This window comes from Rhodoferax sp. ZS1R25, assembly GCF_056521335.1.
In genome coordinates this window covers 2,020,591-2,038,171 of sequence record NZ_JBWMAZ010000001.1, presented here as the reverse complement: position 1 = coordinate 2,038,171, position 17,581 = coordinate 2,020,591, and the positions used below count along the sequence as shown (strand labels likewise).

Genomic DNA, 17,581 nt, shown 5'->3' with positions numbered 1-17,581 from the left:
TGCCCGAAGGGCTTGGTTCAGTCGAAGCTAAAATCTGGGCAAATTCTATCGGGGTCTGCCTCTGCTCTGCCCCAAAGCCACTTCCAATGACCCAATCTGCCTCCCCCACTCCCCTTTCCTACAAAGACGCCGGTGTCGACATCGTTGCCGGCGACGCGCTGGTTGAGCGCATCAAGCCCCTGGCCAAGAAGACCATGCGCGAGGGTGTGCTGGCCGGAATCGGCGGTTTTGGCGCCCTGTTTGAAGTGCCCAAGCGTTACAAGGAACCTGTGCTGGTCAGTGGCACCGACGGCGTGGGCACCAAGCTCAAACTGGCGTTTGAATGGAATATGCACGACACCGTGGGCATCGACCTGGTAGCCATGAGCGTGAACGACGTGTTGGTGCAGGGCGCCGAACCGTTGTTCTTCCTGGACTACTTTGCCTGTGGCAAGCTCGACATTGACACCGCCGCCGCTGTGGTCGGCGGCATTGCCAAGGGCTGCGAACTGTCGGGCTGCGCGCTGATTGGCGGCGAAACCGCCGAAATGCCCGGCATGTACCCTGCGGGCGAATACGACCTGGCCGGCTTTGCGGTCGGTGCGGTCGAAAAATCCAAAATCCTGACTGGCGCGGACGTGAAACCCGGCGACGTGGTGCTGGGCCTGGCCTCCAGCGGCGTGCATTCCAACGGTTTCAGCCTGGTGCGCAAGTGCATTGAGCGCGCTGAAAGCCAGGGTACGGTGCCCGCCACGCTGGATGGCAAGCCCTTCAAACAGGCCCTGATGGAGCCCACCCGCCTGTATGTGCTGAACGTGCTGGCCGCGCTGGCCGCCCACCCGATCAAGGCGCTGGCCCACATCACCGGCGGCGGACTGCTGGAGAACATTCCCCGCGTGCTGCCCGAAGGCACAGCCGCCCACCTGAAAAAAGGCAGTTGGCCCCAGACCGAGTTGTTTGCATGGCTGCAAAAGACCGCCGGCATTGACGATATCGAGATGAACCGCACCTTCAACAACGGTATTGGCATGGTCGTGGTGGTGGACGCCGCGAACGCCGAAGCCACCGCTGCCACCCTGCGCGCCAGCGGCGAAGCGGTGTACACCATCGGTGTCATCGCGCCCCAAGGCAGCGGCGAGCAAGTCGTCGTCGCCTGACCGGCAGATCGGGGCGTGTTGCCCCGGCACCACCCCGTGCTAGTAAATTTATAGCTGCCCGCGCAAGCTACATCTGGACTTTTGGCACTTTTTGCTCCAAACTTTGTGCTTCGTTGGTTACCACACGGAGCAGCATGCCGGTTATCGCAATCGTCAACCGCAAGGGCGGAAGTGGAAAAAGCACCCTGGCTACGCACCTGGCCGCCTGGCTGGCGCACCAGGGTGTAGCCGTCATGCTGGGCGATGTGGACCGCCAGCAAAGCACCCGCGCATGGCTCAAACGCCGCGCCCCCAGCCTGCCCGCCATCGCGCCCTGGACGCTGGACCAAAAGAATGTATTGAAGGTGCCCCCGGGCGTCACCCATGTGGTGCTGGACACCCCAGGCGGCCTGCACGGCTTTGAGCTAGCGCGCATTGTCATGTCGGCCGATGCCATCGTGATGCCGGTGTGCAACTCCATGTTTGACCGTGAATCCGCTGCCGCCTGCCTGGCGGAGCTGGCCACCCTGCCCCGGGTCGCGTCAGGTCGCTGCGCTTTGGGCGTGGTGGGTATGCGGCTGGACGCCCGCACCAAGGGCGCCGAGACCCTGCGCGCTTGGGCCGAAGCGCAGTCGGCGCCGTTTCTGGGCGTGCTGCGCGAAACCCAGGGCTATGTGCGCAGCCTGGAAAATGGCCAAACCCTGTTTGACCTGCCAGCCTCCGGCCAGGCCGCCGACCTGGCCCAATGGGCCCCGATTCTGGAATGGCTGCAACCCGTGATGCGCCTGCAACCGCCAGCCGCTGCCCCAACCCCCGATCAACCCCCAAAACCCGTGGTGAGCAAGAACATCCAGGCATCCCGCGCGGCGAGCCTGATGCCGGCACAGGAAGCGCTGGTACACGGCAACCGCCTGTCGGTGTTCACCCCGTCGCAAAAAACCACAGGGCGAGACGATGGCTTGGAGTTGGTGAGCCCGCTGCCGCAGTACGCCAGCGCGGTACCACAGTTTTTGCGCCGGCACTAGCCCGGCGCGGCTGCGTGGTCAGTGCCGGATCTGTCGGCGCAGCAATTCCACCTGCTCGGCAATCGCATCCACATCGACCACGTCTTCGGCGCGCACCAGGTAGCACTCCAGATCGGCCAGCGCTTCCTCCTGGTGACCGAGCTGGGCGTGGGCCATGCCCCGGTCGCGGTACTCGGACCACGATTCGGGCAGCAACACCACCAAGCGCTCCTGCACGGCCAGCAGGCGCTGCCAGTCTTCCTGCGATTTGTAGATTTCCTTGAGGTTGCGCAGCATGCGCGCCACGATCTCGCGCGGTGTGGCGGCCTGCAGGTACAGACCCAGTGGCGCCTCAAAGTCGTCCACCAGCCCGCTGCGTCGGCGGTAGGGCTCCAGCATCTCAGAGAGTTCTTCGCGGCTCAGCGACTTGCCGCTCAGCGGGTCGATCACCGCCTGGCCCATGGGCAGGCTGACCTTGACCATGAAGTGCCCCGGAAAGCCCACGCCGTGCGCCGACAAGCCCAGCCCCTGCGCAAGCTCCATCCACACCACCGCCAGCGAGATGGGGATGCCGCGGCGCGTGCGCAGCATCACGCTGGCAAAGCTGTTATCGGGGTCGTAGAAGTTGTTGACGTTGCCGCCAAACCCCATGTCTTGGTAAAAGAAATGGTTGAGGATGCGCAGGCGCTGCAGGGCCGAGGCATCGGGCGCCAGGCGCCGGCGCACGCGGGCTAGCAGCTGGTCCACCTCGCCGAGCACGGTTTGCACATCGGTCTCGGGGTATTCGTCCTGCGCCAGGCTCACGGCCGCCTCAAACAGCGCGAAGTTGCCGTCGCTGTGGACCAGCGCGGCAAAGTAATCCAGTGGCGTAGGAACCGACAAATCCAGCTGCATGGTTGCCCTCCGTTGCGTCCTATCGGCGCAAAAACTGCCGCACATTCAGGCCCGCCGCCCAAACTGCCCCCAGGTACACCCCCATGGCGCCCAGCAGCAGCAGTGCCAGCCAGCCCATGCGTAACCAAGTATGGCTGCGCAGCGCTACCCAGTCCACCAACCCGGCGGCCCACAGCAGATAGATCACCAGCAGCGCAGCACCGGCCAGCACCTGCAGCATAAACCGACCCCAGCCCGGCTCGGGGCGGTAGCTCTTGCTGCGCAGCAGGCCGATCAGCAGCCACCCGGCGTTCACCATGGCACCCAGGCTGATGGACAGCGACAGGCCGGCTTGTTTGAACACGGGCACCAGCACGAGGTTCAGCAACTGCGTAATGATGAGCACGACCACCGCAATACGCACCGGGGTTTTAATGTCCTGCTTGGCGTAGTAGCCCGGTGCCAGCACCTTGATGGCCACAATGCCCACCAGCCCGGCGCCCCAGCCCATCAAGGCATTGGTGGTTTGCTGCACATCGAGCTCAGAGAACGCGCCGTAGTGGTACAGCACCGCCACAATGGGCTTGGCAAAGGTCAAGAGGCCCAGCGAGCACGGCACCGCTAGCAGTACCACGATGCGCAGCCCCCAGTCCAGCAGGGACGAATACTGGTCCGCATCGCCCGAAGCCTTGGCCCCTGCCAGCTGCGGCATCAGCACCACACCCAAGGCCACGCCCAGCATGGCGGTGGGGAATTCCATGAGCCGGTCGGCGTAGGTGAGCCAGCTGACACTGCCTGTGGGCAGGTGCGAGGCGATCTGGGTGTTGATCACCAGCGAAATTTGCGCCACGCCCACGCCCAGCAGGGCCGGGAGCATCAAGCTGCCAATGCGGCGGGTCTCCGGGTCGGCTGCGGCCAAGCGCAGCGCCCGCCAGGTCAGCCCAATGCGGGGCAGCATGCCCAAGGACTTGAGCGCCGGGATTTGCACCGACAGTTGCAGCACGCCGCCCAGCATGACACCTATGGCCATGGCATAAATCGGCGGCCAGCCCTGCTGGGTTTGCAGCCAGGGCGCCAGCAGCCAGGCCGCGCCGATCATGGCCACGTTGAGCAGCACGGGCGTGGCAGCCGACACGGCAAAGCGCTTCCAGGTATTGAGCACGCCCGAGGCCATGGCCACCAGCGACATGAAGCCGATGTAGGGGAACATGAAGCGCGTCATCACCACCGTGGCATGGTAGCCCTCGGGGTCTTTTTGCAGGCCACTGGCCATGCCCCAGACCAGCAGCGGCGCCAGAATCACCCCGGCGGTGCACAGCAGCACCAGCGCCCAGCCCAGCAGGGTTGCCACGCGGTCGACCAGCAGATGGGTGGCCTCTTCGCCATGCTGCGCTTTGGTGGTCGCCAGCACGGGCACAAAGGCCTGGCTGAAAGCCCCCTCGCCCAGAATGCGGCGGAACAGGTTGGGAATGCGGAACGCCACATTGAAGGCGTCGGTCATGGCGCTGGCGCCAAACATGGCCGCCACCAGCAGCTCGCGCACCAGTCCGGTAATGCGGGAGGCCAGTGTCCACAGGGACACGGTAGATACAGATTTGATCAAGCTCACACGGGTGAGTGTACCCACCCCCACTGCCGCGAAACCCGCCGCCCAGGGGGCAGGTTTGGCCGGGGAAGGCGTTGCTGGTACAATCGTGGGCTTTGCTGACAACATCCTCAGACACAAGGAATATTTACTATGGCATCTGGAAAACCCAAGAAAAAGAACCCGCGCCTGGCGTCGGGCCGTAAACGCGTCCGTCAGGACGTCAAAATCAACGCAGCGAACACTTCCCTGCGCTCCAAATACCGCACTGCGGTGAAGAACGTGGAAAAAGCAGTGGTGGCCGGTGACAAGACCAAGGCCGCTGAACTGTTTGCCAAGATGCAAGCCGTGGTGGACACCGTGGCCGACAAGGGCATCTTCCACAAAAACAAAGCAGCCCGCGACAAGAGCCGTTTGGCTACCAAGGTGAAAGCCTTGGCCCTCGCAGCCTAACTCGTTAGGCAATCGCACGAATCCTGCTGGTCAGGGTTCGCCGTTTGTAGTGGGTGCGCTGTCAGCAAAGCAAAAAAGCCGTTCATCTGAACGGCTTTTTTGTTTCTGGATGTTGCCTGGGGGCGGCGCGTTCAGCGCGGCGGAATCTCGGGGCGGGTTTCGCTGACCTGCAGCTCGTTGTCACGCGCAAAGTTCAGGCAAAAGTCCCAGGCCATCACGTCGTAGTCGCGCAGGTCGCGGTGCACGATCACGCACTTGGTCTGCCCGAACGAGGTGGGCACGCACCAGGGGGAATAGCCCAGATGGCTGCCCGGCTGGGGGCCGCCGGGGCGGAACTGGCTCATCACCCCGGCCAGTCGCTCTGCCCAATCGCTGGGGCGAAACGTCTTGCCTTGCAAGGTCAATCCCAGGATGTAGAGTTCTTTGGAAGGAGTGGAAGCCATCGGGTACAGGGTTATGGCGGCAGAGTGCGCATGGTGTCTTGAGACGGTGCTGCGCCGCACAAGAATTCTACCCGCTCTCCTGTCATGCAGATGACATCCGGGTTACCAAACAGCGCATCACTGTGATGTGCATTTGTCACCAAACCGCCACGGGGCCTGCGCCTAAAATCAGGCTTCAACGGCCCAACTTGCCTTTGTTCATGTTGGGCCGCCTTGTTTTGTAGCCAACCCCGGAGTTATTGCATGACCGCCGCTCTCGCCACCACGCCGTCCTCACCCCACGTGATGAACACCTATGGCCGACTGCCCATCGCCCTGAGCCATGGCCAAGGCTGCCGCGTGTGGGATACCAATGGCCGCGAATACCTGGACGCGCTGGGCGGGATTGCCGTCAACACCCTGGGCCACAACCACCCCCAGCTGGTGCCCGCGCTGCAAGACCAGCTGACCCGGCTGATCCACACCTCCAACTACTACCACGTGCCCTTGCAGGAAGAACTGGCCAAGCTGCTGGTCGAACGCTCTGGCATGACCAATGTGTTCTTCTGCTCCACCGGGCTGGAAGCCAACGAGGCCGCGCTGAAGCTGGCGCGCAAGTTTGGCCACGACAAGGGCATTGAGCGCCCCGAGGTGGTGGTCTATGAGAAGGCCTTCCACGGTCGCTCCATCGCCACGCTCAGCGCTACGGGCAATCCCAAGGTGCAGGCCGGCTTTGGCCCGTTGGTGGAAGGTTTTATCCGCGTGCCGGTGAACAACATCGAACAACTGAAAGCGGCGACCGAGGGCAACCCCAATGTGGTGGCCGTGTTCTTTGAAGCCATCCAGGGCGAAGGCGGCGTGAACCCCATGCACATGGACTACCTGCGCGACGTGCGCGCCCTGTGCGACCAGCGCGACTGGCTCTTGATGATTGACGAAGTGCAGTGCGGCATGGGCCGCACCGGCAAGTGGTTCGCCCACCAGTGGGCCGGTATCAAGCCGGACGTGATGCCGTTGGCCAAGGGCCTGGGCTCCGGCGTGCCCGTGGGCGCCGTAGTGGTGGGCCCCAAGGCCGCCACGATCTTCCAGCCGGGCAACCACGGCTCCACTTTTGGTGGCAACCCGCTGTCCATGCGCGCCGGGGTGGAAACCATCCGCATCATGGAATCCGAAGGCCTGCTGGCAAACGCAGAAAAAGTAGGCGCCCATCTGAAGGCCGCCCTGCAAGCCGCGCTGGCCACCGAAATTGCCAATGGCGGCGTGAAAGAAATTCGCGGCCAGGGCCTGATGCTGGGCATCGACTTGGCCAAGCCCTGTGGTGCGCTGGCCCAGCGCGCCCTGGATGCGGGCCTGCTGATCAGCGTGACGGCAGACACCGTGGTGCGCCTGGTGCCGCCGCTGATCCTGACCACGGCCGAGGCCGACCAGATCGTGGCCCTCCTGGCGCCGCTGATTGCGGCGCTGCTGAAGGAGTCTGCATGAATCCAGTCGTCCCCAGCACCCTGCCGCAGGGTGCACCGCCCGTGCGGCACTACCTGCAGTTTGCGGACTTCAAGACCGAGGAATACCACTACCTGCTGGCCCGCGCCGCGCTGATCAAGAAGAAGTTCAAGAACTTCGAAAAACACCACCCGCTGGTGGACCGCACGCTGGCCATGATTTTTGAGAAAGCCTCCACGCGCACCCGCGTGAGCTTTGAGGCCGGCATGTACCAGCTGGGCGGCAGCGTGGTGCACCTGACCACGGGCGACAGCCAGTTGGGCCGCTCCGAGCCGATCGAGGACAGCGCCAAGGTCATCAGCCGCATGACCGACATCGTGATGATCCGCACCTACGAGCAGACCAAGCTGGAAAGCTTTGCCGCCAACTCGCGCGTGCCCGTCATCAACGGCCTGACCAACGAGTTCCACCCCTGCCAGATCTTGGCGGACATCTTCACCTACATCGAGCACCGCGGCCCCATCGAAGGCAAGACCGTGGCCTGGGTGGGCGATGGCAACAACATGGCCAACACCTGGCTGCAGGCCGCTGCCCTGCTGGGCTTTCACCTGCGCGTGAGCACGCCCAGTGGCTACGAGTTGAATGAAAAAACGGCCGCTGCCCCTCGCCAAATGGGCGCAGGCAGCTATAAAACCTATAGCAACCCGATGGAAGCCTGCGCCGGTGCCGACCTGGTGACCACCGATGTGTGGACCAGCATGGGCTTCGAGGCCGAGAACGAAGTGCGCCGCAAGGCCTTTGCCGCTTGGTGCGTGGACCGCAAGATGATGGCCGTGGCCGCTCCCGACGCACTGTTCATGCACTGCCTGCCGGCCCACCGCGGCGAAGAGGTGGAAGCCGAAGTCATCGACGGCCCGCAAAGCGTGGTCTGGGACGAGGCGGAGAACCGCATGCACGTGCAAAAGGCACTGATGGAATACCTGCTGCTGGGTCAGCTGGCCTGAATGCACGGCAGGCGCGCAAGCGCCTTGCCACACAACTACTTACTGAGGAGCGATCACTATGGCAGGCGTTTTTGGCAAAGATCCCAACATGCAAAAGGCCGGCGGCCGCAAAGAGCTGGATCGGGTCATGGCTGAGCGCGAGCGCGCAAAGAAAGAAGCCGCCGCCAGGTTCCTGCAAAAGAACCCGGCCACAACCGCCAATAAACCGGCTCTCACTCCGAAAAAATGACTGTGGCGGCACCGATAAGGCGAATTTAATCGCCGAATGTATATAGGCGCACGGACGCATCTCTTCGAAGACGGCATTCTGAAGGTTCCTTGCATGCAAAGGCTGTGTATTCAGGTCGTGGCGTGCTGTTTCAACCTTCTTTCGAAAGAGAGTCATTGATGTCTACATCTACCGTTTCTACGTCCTCCTTTGGCCTGCTGCTGCGTCCCGCTGTCGCCGCTGCCGCACTCTTGGCTTGCTCCTTCGCTGCGCAAGCGGCCGATCCCATCGCCCCCGTGGTGGCGCCTGTCACTAACGCCGTAACTGGCGCTAAAACGATCGCCAACGGCAAGGCGACTGCCAACGGTGAAATTAACGCCGCTACAGGTACCAATGTCGACATAAGTGGCAATACCAACGCCAACGCATCAGCCGACGCGAAAACCGACATGGGTGCCAGCGCCAACGGAAAGGCCGTGTCTGACGGCTGGATCACCACGAAGGTGAAGTCCGAAATCGTGGCGAACAGCGCTACCAAGGGCCTCAAGGTCCAGGTGACCACCAAGGGTGGCGTCGTGGCACTGAAGGGCAAGTTGCCTTCGCAAGAAGCCGTTGACGCGGTCAAGTCGCTCGCCGTGAACGTCAAGGGCGTTCAAAGCGTAGACACCTCTGCCCTCGTGGTTGCCGGCAGCTAATTGCAAGCCACGCGCGCAATTTCGTTCAATACAAAACCCCGCTGCGCCTGAACACTCCGATCCTTGACTAACAAGGATCGGAGGCAGCATGCCCACAGCGTGGTTACCCATGGTTTTCTTTTGCCTGGCCGGGGCCATCTCACCGGGGCCAGTGAATGTGATCGCGTCCAGCCAAGGCGCACGCCACGGCTTTTGGCGCACCCTGCCCCATGTGGCGGGTGCCAGCCTGAGCTACTGCGCGGTGGTGCTGCTCATGGGCGGCGGCATGCAGTGGCTGCTGCAGACCTGGCCCGCGCTGACTACGGCAACACAGTACGCCGGCGCGCTGTACCTGCTGTACCTGGCGGTCAAGATTGCCTTGGCCCCTGCGCAGTCCCTGAACAATTCCGAGACATCCACGCACGGCGTGCACTGGCGGCACGGCGCGCTACAGGGCGCGCTCACCCAAGGGCTGAACCCCAAAGCCTGGCTGGTGGCGCTGTCGGGCGTCAGCCTGTTTGTGCCTGCCGGTGCCAATACCAGCACCACGCTCTGGCTGTTCTGCGCCATTTCGGGCGTCGTTTGCTTTGGCTCTGTGGCCTGCTGGGCCGCTCTAGGCACACTGATCCGTCAGTGGCTGCAGCCGGCGCACCACCAGCGCCTGTTCAACCGCGTGATGGCCGGGCTGCTGGTGCTCACGGTGCTGGACATGGTGGACCTGCTCTGAGCGTTTGGACGTACCATTCCGGCATGCCTGCCAGCCCCCACGCCTTCACGCGCCACGCCAGCCTGCCGCACCTGGAGCTGCGCACCACCACGCAGGCCAGCGACAGCTACCAGACCCACACGCACGCCGAATACTCACTCGGCTGCATCGACGCAGGCGCAGCCGTCTACCTCCATGGCGGGCACGCTGTGCCTCTGCGCCCTGGCATGACGGTGATGATGGAGCCCGGCCTGGCCCACGCCTGCAACCCCAGCCCGCAGCAACCCTGGTCCTACCGCATGCTGTATGTGGACGCGCAGTGGATGCACCAGAGCTTTCTGCCGTTTGATGCGCAAGCGACCTCCCAGCAACTGGCCCTGGCGCGCCACCACAGTGACGACGCCCCCCTCTTTGGGGCGCTGGCGGATCTCTTCGACAGCCTGGCCGGCACACCCGACCCGCTGCAAGTGGACGAGCAGCTGCTTCAATTTTTAGAGCAGCATGTGCTTATTCCGCGCGGGCTAGAGCCCGAAAGTGCTGCCAATCATGCGGGAGTGGCCCGCGTGCGCGAGCTGCTGCATGCGCGCGTGGGGCAGCCCCTGGCGCTGGCCGAGCTGGCATCGGCCAGCGGGCTGGATGGCTTTGCGCTGATCCGCAAGTTCAAGCAGGCCTATGGACAAACGCCGCACGCCTACCAGATCGACCTGCGGCTCAACCTGGCCAAGCAGTTGCTCAAGCAAGGTGCGGCCCTGGCCGACGTGGCACACCAACTGGGCTTTGCCGACCAGGCGCATTTTCAGCGCCAGTTCAAAAAGCGCCACGCCACCACCCCCAAAAACTACCAGGGCAACCTGGGCTCCACGCCTTCCCATGGCTGATTCGGCCTGTACGTCCTGCGGCGCTTGCTGTGCCTGTTTTCGCGTGGAGTTTTCGGTTTACGAAATGGCCTTTGCAGGCGGCACCGTGCCGAGCGAACTGGCCCACGAGGTCAACGGCAACACCTGGCGCATGCAGGGCACCGGCACCGTGCCCATCCGCTGCGCGGCACTGACCGGTACGGTGGGTGAACAGGTGGGCTGCCACATCTACCCTCTGCGGCCCGCCCCCTGCCACGCACTGGTGGAAGGCAGCGATGGCTGCCAACGGGCACGTGCCAAGCTCGGCTTGCCCACGCTCGAGGCGCTTTAGCGCATCAGGTCTTCAATCGCGTCCACCACCATGCTGGTGCCGATGGCGATCAACAAAATGTCATTCGCTACGCGCACATATTTGTAGCCTTTGGGCGGCAGGCCGATCTTCACGATCACCTGGTTGGGCACGGGGTAAAACACCACATCGCGCGGCAGCGGCTGGCCCCGGGACCACTTTTTGGCCTGGCCCGGGGGCATACAGCCGTTGTTCTTTTTGGCCAGGCCGGGTGGGCAGTGGCCCTTGGCTTTCTGGCCACCGTAATAGTCCTGCGCCTCGCGGCGCTGGTCGTCGCCAAAGTAGCCGCCCACGCGCACTTCGACGGAACTGCCCTGCTCTTGCCGATGGTCTTCTTCGCCATGTTTGTTCTTGCCCTTGCCGGCCCAGTCGGGCTTGTTCGCGTGGGCTGCAGATGCCAGAACGACACCCGAGAGCAGCAGCGCCGCAGCGCGTGCCATAGAGGTGAGGGAGAGGGATGGACGGTGCATAAAGGTTCCTTGTATTCCGGCATGGAATGCACGATTGTGTACCTGTTGGAAATAACCGACACCACGCCCCCAAACGCAGTGTTACCTTTGCGCCGCTTCACGAATTTGAGGACCGACATGAGCACTTCCCCCACCACGTTGCAACACTGCCAGGCGCTGGACGCCGCCGATGCGCTGCGCCCGCTGCGCGACCTGTTTGACATCCCCGCCGGCGTCATTTACCTGGACGGAAATTCCCTGGGCGTGATGCCCAAAACCGCTGCCGCACGCGCGGCCGAAGTGGTCACCCAGGAATGGGGCCAGGGCCTGATCCGCTCCTGGAACACGGCCGGCTGGTTCAGTCTGCCGCAGCGCCTGGGCAACCGCATTGCCCCGCTGATTGGCGCCGATGCCGACGAGGTGGTGGCCACCGACACCACCTCCATCAACCTGTTCAAGGTGCTGTCCGCCGCGCTGTCCATCGCCGCGCAGGACGCCCCCCAGCGCAAACGCATCGTGAGCGAGCGCAGCAACTTCCCCACCGACCTGTACATCGCCGAAGGCCTGTGCAAGGAGCGCGGCTACACACTCCAACTGGTGGAGCCCGAAGAAATTGCCGCCGCACTGACCGCCGACGTGGCCGTGCTGATGCTCACCCACGTGAACTACCGCACCGGCGCCATGCACGACATGACGGCGGTGACCGCTGCCGCCCATGCGGCTGGCGCGCTCATGGTGTGGGACCTGGCGCACAGCGCGGGTGCCGTGCCGGTGACGCTGAAAGCAACCAACGCCGATTTCTCGATTGGCTGCGGCTACAAGTACCTGAACGGTGGCCCCGGCGCGCCAGCCTTTGTGTGGGTGCACCCTAAACATGCAGACCGTTTCTGGCAGCCCCTGTCCGGCTGGTGGGGCCACGCGGCACCGTTCGCCTTCACGCCCGACTACCAGCCTGCCCCCGGCATCACGCGCTACCTCTGCGGCACCCAGCCCATCGTCAGCATGTCGCTGCTGGGTTGTGGCCTGGAAGGTTTTGAGGCTGCGGACACACTGGGCGGCATGGCCGCGCTGCGCACCAAGTCGCTGGCGCTGACGGACCTGTTCATCCAGTTGGTGGAAGAGCGCTGCCAGGGCTACGGCTTGGGCCTGGCCACCCCCCGCGCCCATGGGCAACGCGGCTCGCAGGTGTGCCTGACGCGTGAGCACACCGCGGGCGGTGCCTTGGGCTCGGGCGCCTTTGCCATCGTGCAGGCCTTGATCGCGCGCGGCGTGATTGGCGACTTCCGCGCGGGCGACGGCGGCATCCACAAAGACATCTTGCGCTTTGGCTTCACGCCGCTGTACATCGGGTTTGAAGATGTGTGGAACGCCGTGGAGCACCTGCGCCAGGTGCTGGAGACGGGTGAATGGCAGAAGCCCGAGTTCAACCAGAAACACGCGGTGACCTGAGATGAGCGAACCCACCTCCGGCTGCCCCATGCACGGGGCCACAGCCCACCCGGTATCCTCCGCCGGCGAGTCCATCGTGGCGGAAGAAAAAGCCCAGCTCGACTTCAGCCAAAGCATGAGCTATGGCGACTACCTGCAGATCGACACCATCCTGGCGGCGCAAAAGCCACTCTCGCCCGCGCACGACGAGCTGCTCTTCATCATCCAGCACCAGACCAGCGAGCTGTGGATGAAGCTCATGCTGCACGAGCTGACCGCGGCCATCGCGCACATTGCGCAGGACGACCTGCCGCCCGCCTTCAAGATGCTGGCGCGCGTGAGCAAGATCATGGAACAGCTGGTGCACGCCTGGGACGTGCTGGCCACCATGACGCCGCCCGAGTACAGCGCCATGCGGCCCTACCTGGGCGCCAGCAGCGGCTTCCAGAGTTTTCAGTACCGCTGCATCGAGTTTTCGCTGGGCAACAAAAACGCCGCCATGCTCAAGCCCCATGCCCATGCGCCCGAGCGCCTGGCACTGGTGCAGGCCGCGTACGCAGCGCCGTCGCTGTATGACGAAGCCCTGAAGCTCATGGCACGCCGTGGCATTGCCGTGCCCGCCAGCCATCTGCAGCGCGACTGGACCCAGCCCTATGTGGCCGATGCGGGTGTGGAAGCCGCGTGGCTGCAGGTCTACCGCGCGCCGCGCGAACACTGGGACCTGTACCAGCTGGCCGAAGAACTCACCGATCTGGAAGACGCCTTCCGCCTCTGGCGCTTCCGGCACGTGACCACGGTGGAGCGCGTGATCGGCTTCAAGCGCGGCACTGGTGGCACCGGCGGCGTGAGCTACCTGCGCAAGATGCTGGACGTGGTGCTGTTCCCTGAGATCTGGTCGCTGCGCACGGCGCTCTGACGCGGGCCGTTAAAACGGCATATCTTTCTTGCCTTCACCCTTGGCGTCGAGATTGGGAGACACCACCGCAGTCAGCGTAGCGTCTGTAAAGAAGGCCTCAAACACCTGTTCGTCCCACGCCCCCCTGGGTTGGAGCTGCATAGCGTAATGGATGACCAGCGGCGCACTGATATCCACCCAGTACCGCACAGCCAGCACATTCTGGTTGGGGTACTGGTAGGCCACATACGCGCTGCCCTGTCGGGCCACCAAACCCGCAACCTGCGCGTTCCATTCCGCGACAACCTCATCGCCCACGCCCAAGGGTTTTACGATGTCCTGAAACGCTTCGGCCGCAAAGATTGGGAAGTTGGCAGCGCTGGTTTGTAGGCACACGCCCATGGTCTTCTTCAAAACAAACAAACGCGAAGACCCGCTCGCCTTATAGGTTGCGTTGAGCACATTCGCCGGTGGCAGCTCCATGGTGTTGATGCTGTTGCTGAACTGGGGAATGCAATTCAACAGCGTCGCACGGAAGTTATCCGGGCGCACATCCACAAAGTCAAACTTCTTGCGGATCTGGATGTTGCCCACCGGTGTGACATCTGCCAGCGTGGACTGGACCCGGTTGCCGATCGCCGCAGCGGCAGCGCCCCCGACAGCACCCGGGAACGGGGTGGGCAAACTGAAGGTCGTAGCGTTGTTCGCGACCACCGCCACCACGCTGAGGCCCGTGGCATGGACCCACGGCTTCAGGTGATTCGCGTAGGCGGGGTCGGTCAGATTCCCTTCTTGCTTGATGAAGAACGCAACGTCAATGTTGTAGCCCTTGTAGCGGCTCGCGGCGACACTCACCATCACGGCGTTGTCAGGCAAGGTATAGGCTTCCGGCGATACCGCGGTCAGCGTGGATTTAACCCATGCGTTGGGGTGCACCGCGGCATCTGCCACAAACTTTTTGAAGTTGGAAATTCCCACGCTGGTGGCACACACAAACGCTCCGGAAGACGCAGCCTCCGCGGGATATCTCTCCGGAAAAGTGTCCACCCATTGGTTCTTGCTGATACTGGGATTGCACGGCTTCACACCGGCGTCCAGGTTGGTCAGGCGCCCGGTCACAGTAAAGACCATTAGCGGCAGCATGCTCCCCGGCTCGCTGTTCTTCAGCGTCAGGTCGTATTTGGAAATAGTCCCGGATGGCTCACGGGTCCGGCTGTTGATCAGCGGAATTTCTTGGATATTTCGCGCCACCACCGTCCATTGCCCCGGAGGCATAGGAAACGTTTTGCTAAAAATACCAAGACCAATCCCCCCCTGAACGACCGCCCCTACATCCAATTGTTCGTAATGGGTTTGGGCTTGCGTTGCTCCGGCGAGCCAGAGGACGGAAAACAAAAGAAACTGTACGAATCTCATAGACTGGTATCTCCCGAATTGCCACGGTAATGGGCAAGGCAGGGGGACTTTACAACATGCTTTCTGTACGCACGGCACAGTAGATATATTTAAAGAAAAGTAGGCCTCTAGCCCCCGTGGAATATGCGCAAGCAGCTATTTATTTAATAGCAACCAGCGGAAACAGCGCGTCCGCCATCTCCGCCCCATCGGGCAGGCGGTCCGCCAAACCCTTGAACGGCGGCGAGGTGCGCCAGCTGCGCACCGCGTGGCGCGCATCGTCGCCCAGGTAGCGGGCGGAGAACACGCGGCGCCGCGTGCCCGGCCCTACGCCGCTGCTGGCGTGCAGCGTCAGCATGTGGAAGGCCACGGCATCCCCCGGCTGCAGCGCCCAGCCCAGTTGTTCGAACTGGTCGGGGTGTGCGTCAATCTGCGGCAGCTCGGCCAGCGCCCCTTCGGGAAACCACTTGGCCTGCTGGTCGCGGAAGGTGCGCGGCATGTACCAGGTGCCGGCGTGCGAACCGGCCACAAAGCGCAGCGTGCTCTCCAGCGGCACGGGGTCAACGGGAATCCAGAAGCTCACGTTTTGCCGGCCCGCCACGTTGTAATAGGGCTGGTCCTGGTGCCATGGCGTGGGCTGGCGCGTGCCGGGCTCTTTCACTAGCAGGTGGTCGTGGTAGATGCGCACCGTGTCACTCTGCATCAGCTGCGCGGCCACACGGGGCAAGGTGCTGTGTTGCATCACCGCGGCGTAGTCGGCGTTGTGCTGCCAGGTGCAAAAGTCTTCGACAAACTTGCCCGGGTCGTCGGCCTGGCTGGCCACCAGCGCCAGTGGGCTCAGGTGGGCCAGGTTGTGCTCGATACCGCGCGCCAGCGTGGCCACTTCATCGGGGGTGAGCACACCGCGCAGCACCACGGCACCTTGGCGCGCGTAGTCCTGCGCGGTGGCGGGAGGCAAGGTGTAGCCGTTGTGCATGCTTGAATTTCAGGCGCGGCGGTCTGCCGCCTGGCGGATGGCGGCCAGCAGCAAGTCGATATCTTCTTCCCGCGTGCGGTGGTTCACCAACGCAACCCGAATAGCCGTCTTGCCACCCACGCGCGTGGTGGACGGCACGGCCACGCCAGACTCCTGCACATCGGCCGCCACATCAGCATTGAACTGGTCCAGGTCAGCTCCGTCCATCCCCTTGGCCAGCACGCGAAAGCACACCACATTCAGCGTCACCGGGGCCAGCAGCTCCAGCGACGCATCGGCCCGTACCCGCGCGGCCAGCGTCTGCGCCAGCGCGCAGTTGCCTGCCACCACCTGGCCCAGCTTCTCGGTGCCATAGGTCTTGAGCGTCATCCAGACCTTGAGCGCGCGAAAGCCGCGCGACAGGTCGGGCCCAAAGTCGGTAGGCCATGGGTGGTTGCCCGCCAGGCCGCGCGCACTGCGCTGCAAGTAAGCCGGCTGCGTGGCGAAGGTGGACGCATGCAGCGCCGCATCGCGCACCAGAATGCAACCCGCGTCGTACGGCACCTGCGCCCACTTGTGGAAATCAAACGCCACCGAATCCGCATCGCTGAGCCCAGCCACCACGTGCCGCTGCGCCGGCGACAACATGGCCAGTGCGCCAAACGCGGCATCCACATGGAACCACAGCCCCTGCGCGCGGGTCAGTGCGGACAGGGCCACCAGGTCATCCACGGCGCCGGTGTCTACCGTGCCCGCACTGCCAATGACCATGAAAGGCTGCAGGCCCGCCGCACGGTCTTGGGCAATGGCGGCTTGCAGCGCGTGCATGTCCATGCGGTGTTGCGCGTCCAGCCCAATCAGGCGCAGCGCCTGGCTGCCCAGACCCGCCATGTCCATGGCACGGGCCACACAGTTGTGCGCTTCGACGGAGGTGTAGGCCACCATCGGCTGGCCCTGCAGGCCCTGCTGGCGCACCGCCGTGCCCAGCGCCCGCGTGCGCGCCACCAGCACGGCAATCAGGTTGGCCATGGAGGTGCCGGTGACCAGCACACCGCTGGCGTCTTGCGGGAAGCCCAGCATCTGTGCGGACCAGCGGATCACCTGGCGCTCGACCTCGATGGGCGCATGGTCGCGGCCGCCCAGGTTGGGGTTGGTGGCGGATGCCAGCAGCTCGGCCAGCATGCCCACGGGGTTGCCCCCGCCTTGCACCCAGCCCATGAAACGCGGGTGGATGTTGCCGCTGCCATAGGGCTGCACCAGCGTCTGAAAATCCTGGTACACCGCGGCCAGATCACCGGGTGCGGTAGGCACATCGCCGGTGCGCAGTGCGTGTCGTTTGTCGGCCGGCATGGGCTGCCACACCGGGGCTTCGCGCAGGCCGGCCAGCATGTCCACCATGTCGTCGAGCATGCGGTGGCCCATCTGGCGCACGGCGTTCCAGTCGGTCGGGTCCAGGCTGTCGGCTGCGGGTTGGAAGGGAACCATACCGCTCTACTGCGCCCCACCCTGCGCCAGCGCCTGCTGCACGCCGGGCGCGTAATGGGTGTCGATCCATTGCGCCACCACCTCGGCCGTCATGGTCTCCGGGTTGCCGGCTTCTTCGCTCACGCGCGCCACTTCTTCGGCGCCGGTCAGGGTGCCTACAAACAGCTGGAGCACGGCCAGCAGCCCGCCTTGGGCCAATGCGGTATCGCCCAAGGCTTTGAGGGCCTCCCAGGCTTGTGATTCGGAAGCGGCGCTGGTAGAGACGTAGGGGGTAGTGGACATGG

At 63.8% G+C, this 17,581-nt stretch carries 20 protein-coding genes; 12 read left to right on the top strand and 8 right to left on the bottom strand.

Features of this window, described 5'->3' with window-relative positions:
- Positions 1–86 precede the first annotated feature (86 nt).
- Complete coding sequence (purM, locus tag AC097R_RS09765) at positions 87–1,136, top strand: phosphoribosylformylglycinamidine cyclo-ligase (protein ID WP_479597887.1); 1,050 nt, start codon at positions 87–89, stop codon at positions 1,134–1,136.
- 134 nt (positions 1,137–1,270) lie between these two features.
- Positions 1,271–2,140: a nucleotide-binding protein gene (locus AC097R_RS09760; protein WP_479597886.1), complete on the top strand. Its 870-nt coding sequence runs from the start codon at positions 1,271–1,273 to the stop codon at positions 2,138–2,140.
- Between the two features lie 18 nt (positions 2,141–2,158).
- Here the strand turns inward: AC097R_RS09760 and AC097R_RS09755 are convergent, their stop codons facing one another.
- Positions 2,159–3,013 (bottom strand): SirB1 family protein, encoded by an 855-nt coding sequence (locus AC097R_RS09755; protein WP_479597885.1) that lies wholly within the window; start codon positions 3,011–3,013, stop codon positions 2,159–2,161.
- Positions 3,014–3,032: 19 nt separating this feature from the next.
- On the bottom strand, positions 3,033–4,601 hold the full coding sequence (gene murJ / locus AC097R_RS09750; RefSeq protein ID WP_479597884.1) for a murein biosynthesis integral membrane protein MurJ: 1,569 nt from the start codon (positions 4,599–4,601) through the stop codon (positions 3,033–3,035).
- Between the two features lie 129 nt (positions 4,602–4,730).
- Between murJ and rpsT the strand changes: the two genes are divergently transcribed.
- The gene (rpsT, locus tag AC097R_RS09745; RefSeq protein ID WP_305644320.1) at positions 4,731–5,030 is read left to right on the top strand and encodes a 30S ribosomal protein S20; all 300 of its coding nucleotides are present in this window, start codon (positions 4,731–4,733) and stop codon (positions 5,028–5,030) included.
- A gap of 131 nt (positions 5,031–5,161) precedes the next feature.
- Here the strand turns inward: rpsT and AC097R_RS09740 are convergent, their stop codons facing one another.
- Positions 5,162–5,473, bottom strand: a complete 312-nt coding sequence (locus AC097R_RS09740; protein ID WP_479597883.1) for a DUF3579 domain-containing protein — start codon at positions 5,471–5,473, stop codon at positions 5,162–5,164.
- A 243-nt stretch (positions 5,474–5,716) separates the two neighbouring features.
- Between AC097R_RS09740 and AC097R_RS09735 the strand changes: the two genes are divergently transcribed.
- From AC097R_RS09735 to AC097R_RS09705, 7 genes are all read left to right on the top strand, one after another.
- Positions 5,717–6,934 carry an acetylornithine/succinylornithine family transaminase gene (locus tag AC097R_RS09735; RefSeq protein ID WP_479597882.1) on the top strand — a complete coding sequence of 406 codons (1,218 nt, stop codon included), beginning with the start codon at positions 5,717–5,719 and terminating at the stop codon, positions 6,932–6,934.
- Positions 6,931–7,896: an ornithine carbamoyltransferase gene (argF, locus tag AC097R_RS09730; protein ID WP_479597881.1), complete on the top strand. Its 966-nt coding sequence runs from the start codon at positions 6,931–6,933 to the stop codon at positions 7,894–7,896. The genes AC097R_RS09735 and argF overlap by 4 nt, the downstream gene beginning before the upstream one ends.
- A gap of 58 nt (positions 7,897–7,954) precedes the next feature.
- A complete protein-coding gene (locus tag AC097R_RS09725; protein ID WP_479597880.1) occupies positions 7,955–8,125 on the top strand; it encodes a hypothetical protein in 171 nt (56 codons plus the stop codon).
- A 158-nt stretch (positions 8,126–8,283) separates the two neighbouring features.
- Positions 8,284–8,799 carry a BON domain-containing protein gene (locus AC097R_RS09720; protein WP_479597879.1) on the top strand — a complete coding sequence of 172 codons (516 nt, stop codon included), beginning with the start codon at positions 8,284–8,286 and terminating at the stop codon, positions 8,797–8,799.
- An 88-nt stretch (positions 8,800–8,887) separates the two neighbouring features.
- Entirely contained in the window at positions 8,888–9,505 is a 618-nt protein-coding gene (locus tag AC097R_RS09715; protein ID WP_479597878.1) for a LysE family translocator, read from the top strand.
- 23 nt (positions 9,506–9,528) lie between these two features.
- Complete coding sequence (locus AC097R_RS09710) at positions 9,529–10,362, top strand: helix-turn-helix transcriptional regulator (protein ID WP_479597877.1); 834 nt, start codon at positions 9,529–9,531, stop codon at positions 10,360–10,362.
- On the top strand, positions 10,355–10,672 hold the full coding sequence (locus tag AC097R_RS09705; RefSeq protein ID WP_479597876.1) for a YkgJ family cysteine cluster protein: 318 nt from the start codon (positions 10,355–10,357) through the stop codon (positions 10,670–10,672). The genes AC097R_RS09710 and AC097R_RS09705 overlap by 8 nt, the downstream gene beginning before the upstream one ends.
- Here AC097R_RS09705 and AC097R_RS09700 read toward each other — a convergent pair.
- A complete protein-coding gene (locus AC097R_RS09700) occupies positions 10,669–11,160 on the bottom strand; it encodes a hypothetical protein (protein ID WP_479597875.1) in 492 nt (163 codons plus the stop codon). The two genes, AC097R_RS09705 and AC097R_RS09700, sit on opposite strands and share 4 nt — an antisense overlap.
- Before the next feature lie 117 nt (positions 11,161–11,277).
- On the opposite strand from AC097R_RS09700, the gene kynU reads away from it, so the two are divergent.
- Positions 11,278–12,588, top strand: coding sequence for a kynureninase (kynU, locus tag AC097R_RS09695; RefSeq protein WP_479597874.1), 1,311 nt, complete (start codon positions 11,278–11,280; stop codon positions 12,586–12,588).
- A 28-nt stretch (positions 12,589–12,616) separates the two neighbouring features.
- Positions 12,617–13,483 (top strand): tryptophan 2,3-dioxygenase, encoded by an 867-nt coding sequence (kynA, locus tag AC097R_RS09690; RefSeq protein ID WP_479598116.1) that lies wholly within the window; start codon positions 12,617–12,619, stop codon positions 13,481–13,483.
- A gap of 9 nt (positions 13,484–13,492) precedes the next feature.
- Here the strand turns inward: kynA and AC097R_RS09685 are convergent, their stop codons facing one another.
- From AC097R_RS09685 to AC097R_RS09670, 4 genes are all read right to left on the bottom strand, one after another.
- Complete coding sequence (locus tag AC097R_RS09685) at positions 13,493–14,878, bottom strand: hypothetical protein (protein WP_479597873.1); 1,386 nt, start codon at positions 14,876–14,878, stop codon at positions 13,493–13,495.
- 139 nt (positions 14,879–15,017) lie between these two features.
- On the bottom strand, positions 15,018–15,833 hold the full coding sequence (locus AC097R_RS09680; RefSeq protein ID WP_479597872.1) for a phytanoyl-CoA dioxygenase family protein: 816 nt from the start codon (positions 15,831–15,833) through the stop codon (positions 15,018–15,020).
- A gap of 9 nt (positions 15,834–15,842) precedes the next feature.
- Positions 15,843–17,297 (bottom strand): pyridoxal phosphate-dependent decarboxylase family protein, encoded by a 1,455-nt coding sequence (locus AC097R_RS09675; protein ID WP_479597871.1) that lies wholly within the window; start codon positions 17,295–17,297, stop codon positions 15,843–15,845.
- Between the two features lie 6 nt (positions 17,298–17,303).
- Positions 17,304–17,579: a hypothetical protein gene (locus AC097R_RS09670; RefSeq protein ID WP_479597870.1), complete on the bottom strand. Its 276-nt coding sequence runs from the start codon at positions 17,577–17,579 to the stop codon at positions 17,304–17,306.
- Positions 17,580–17,581: the final 2 nt, after the last annotated feature.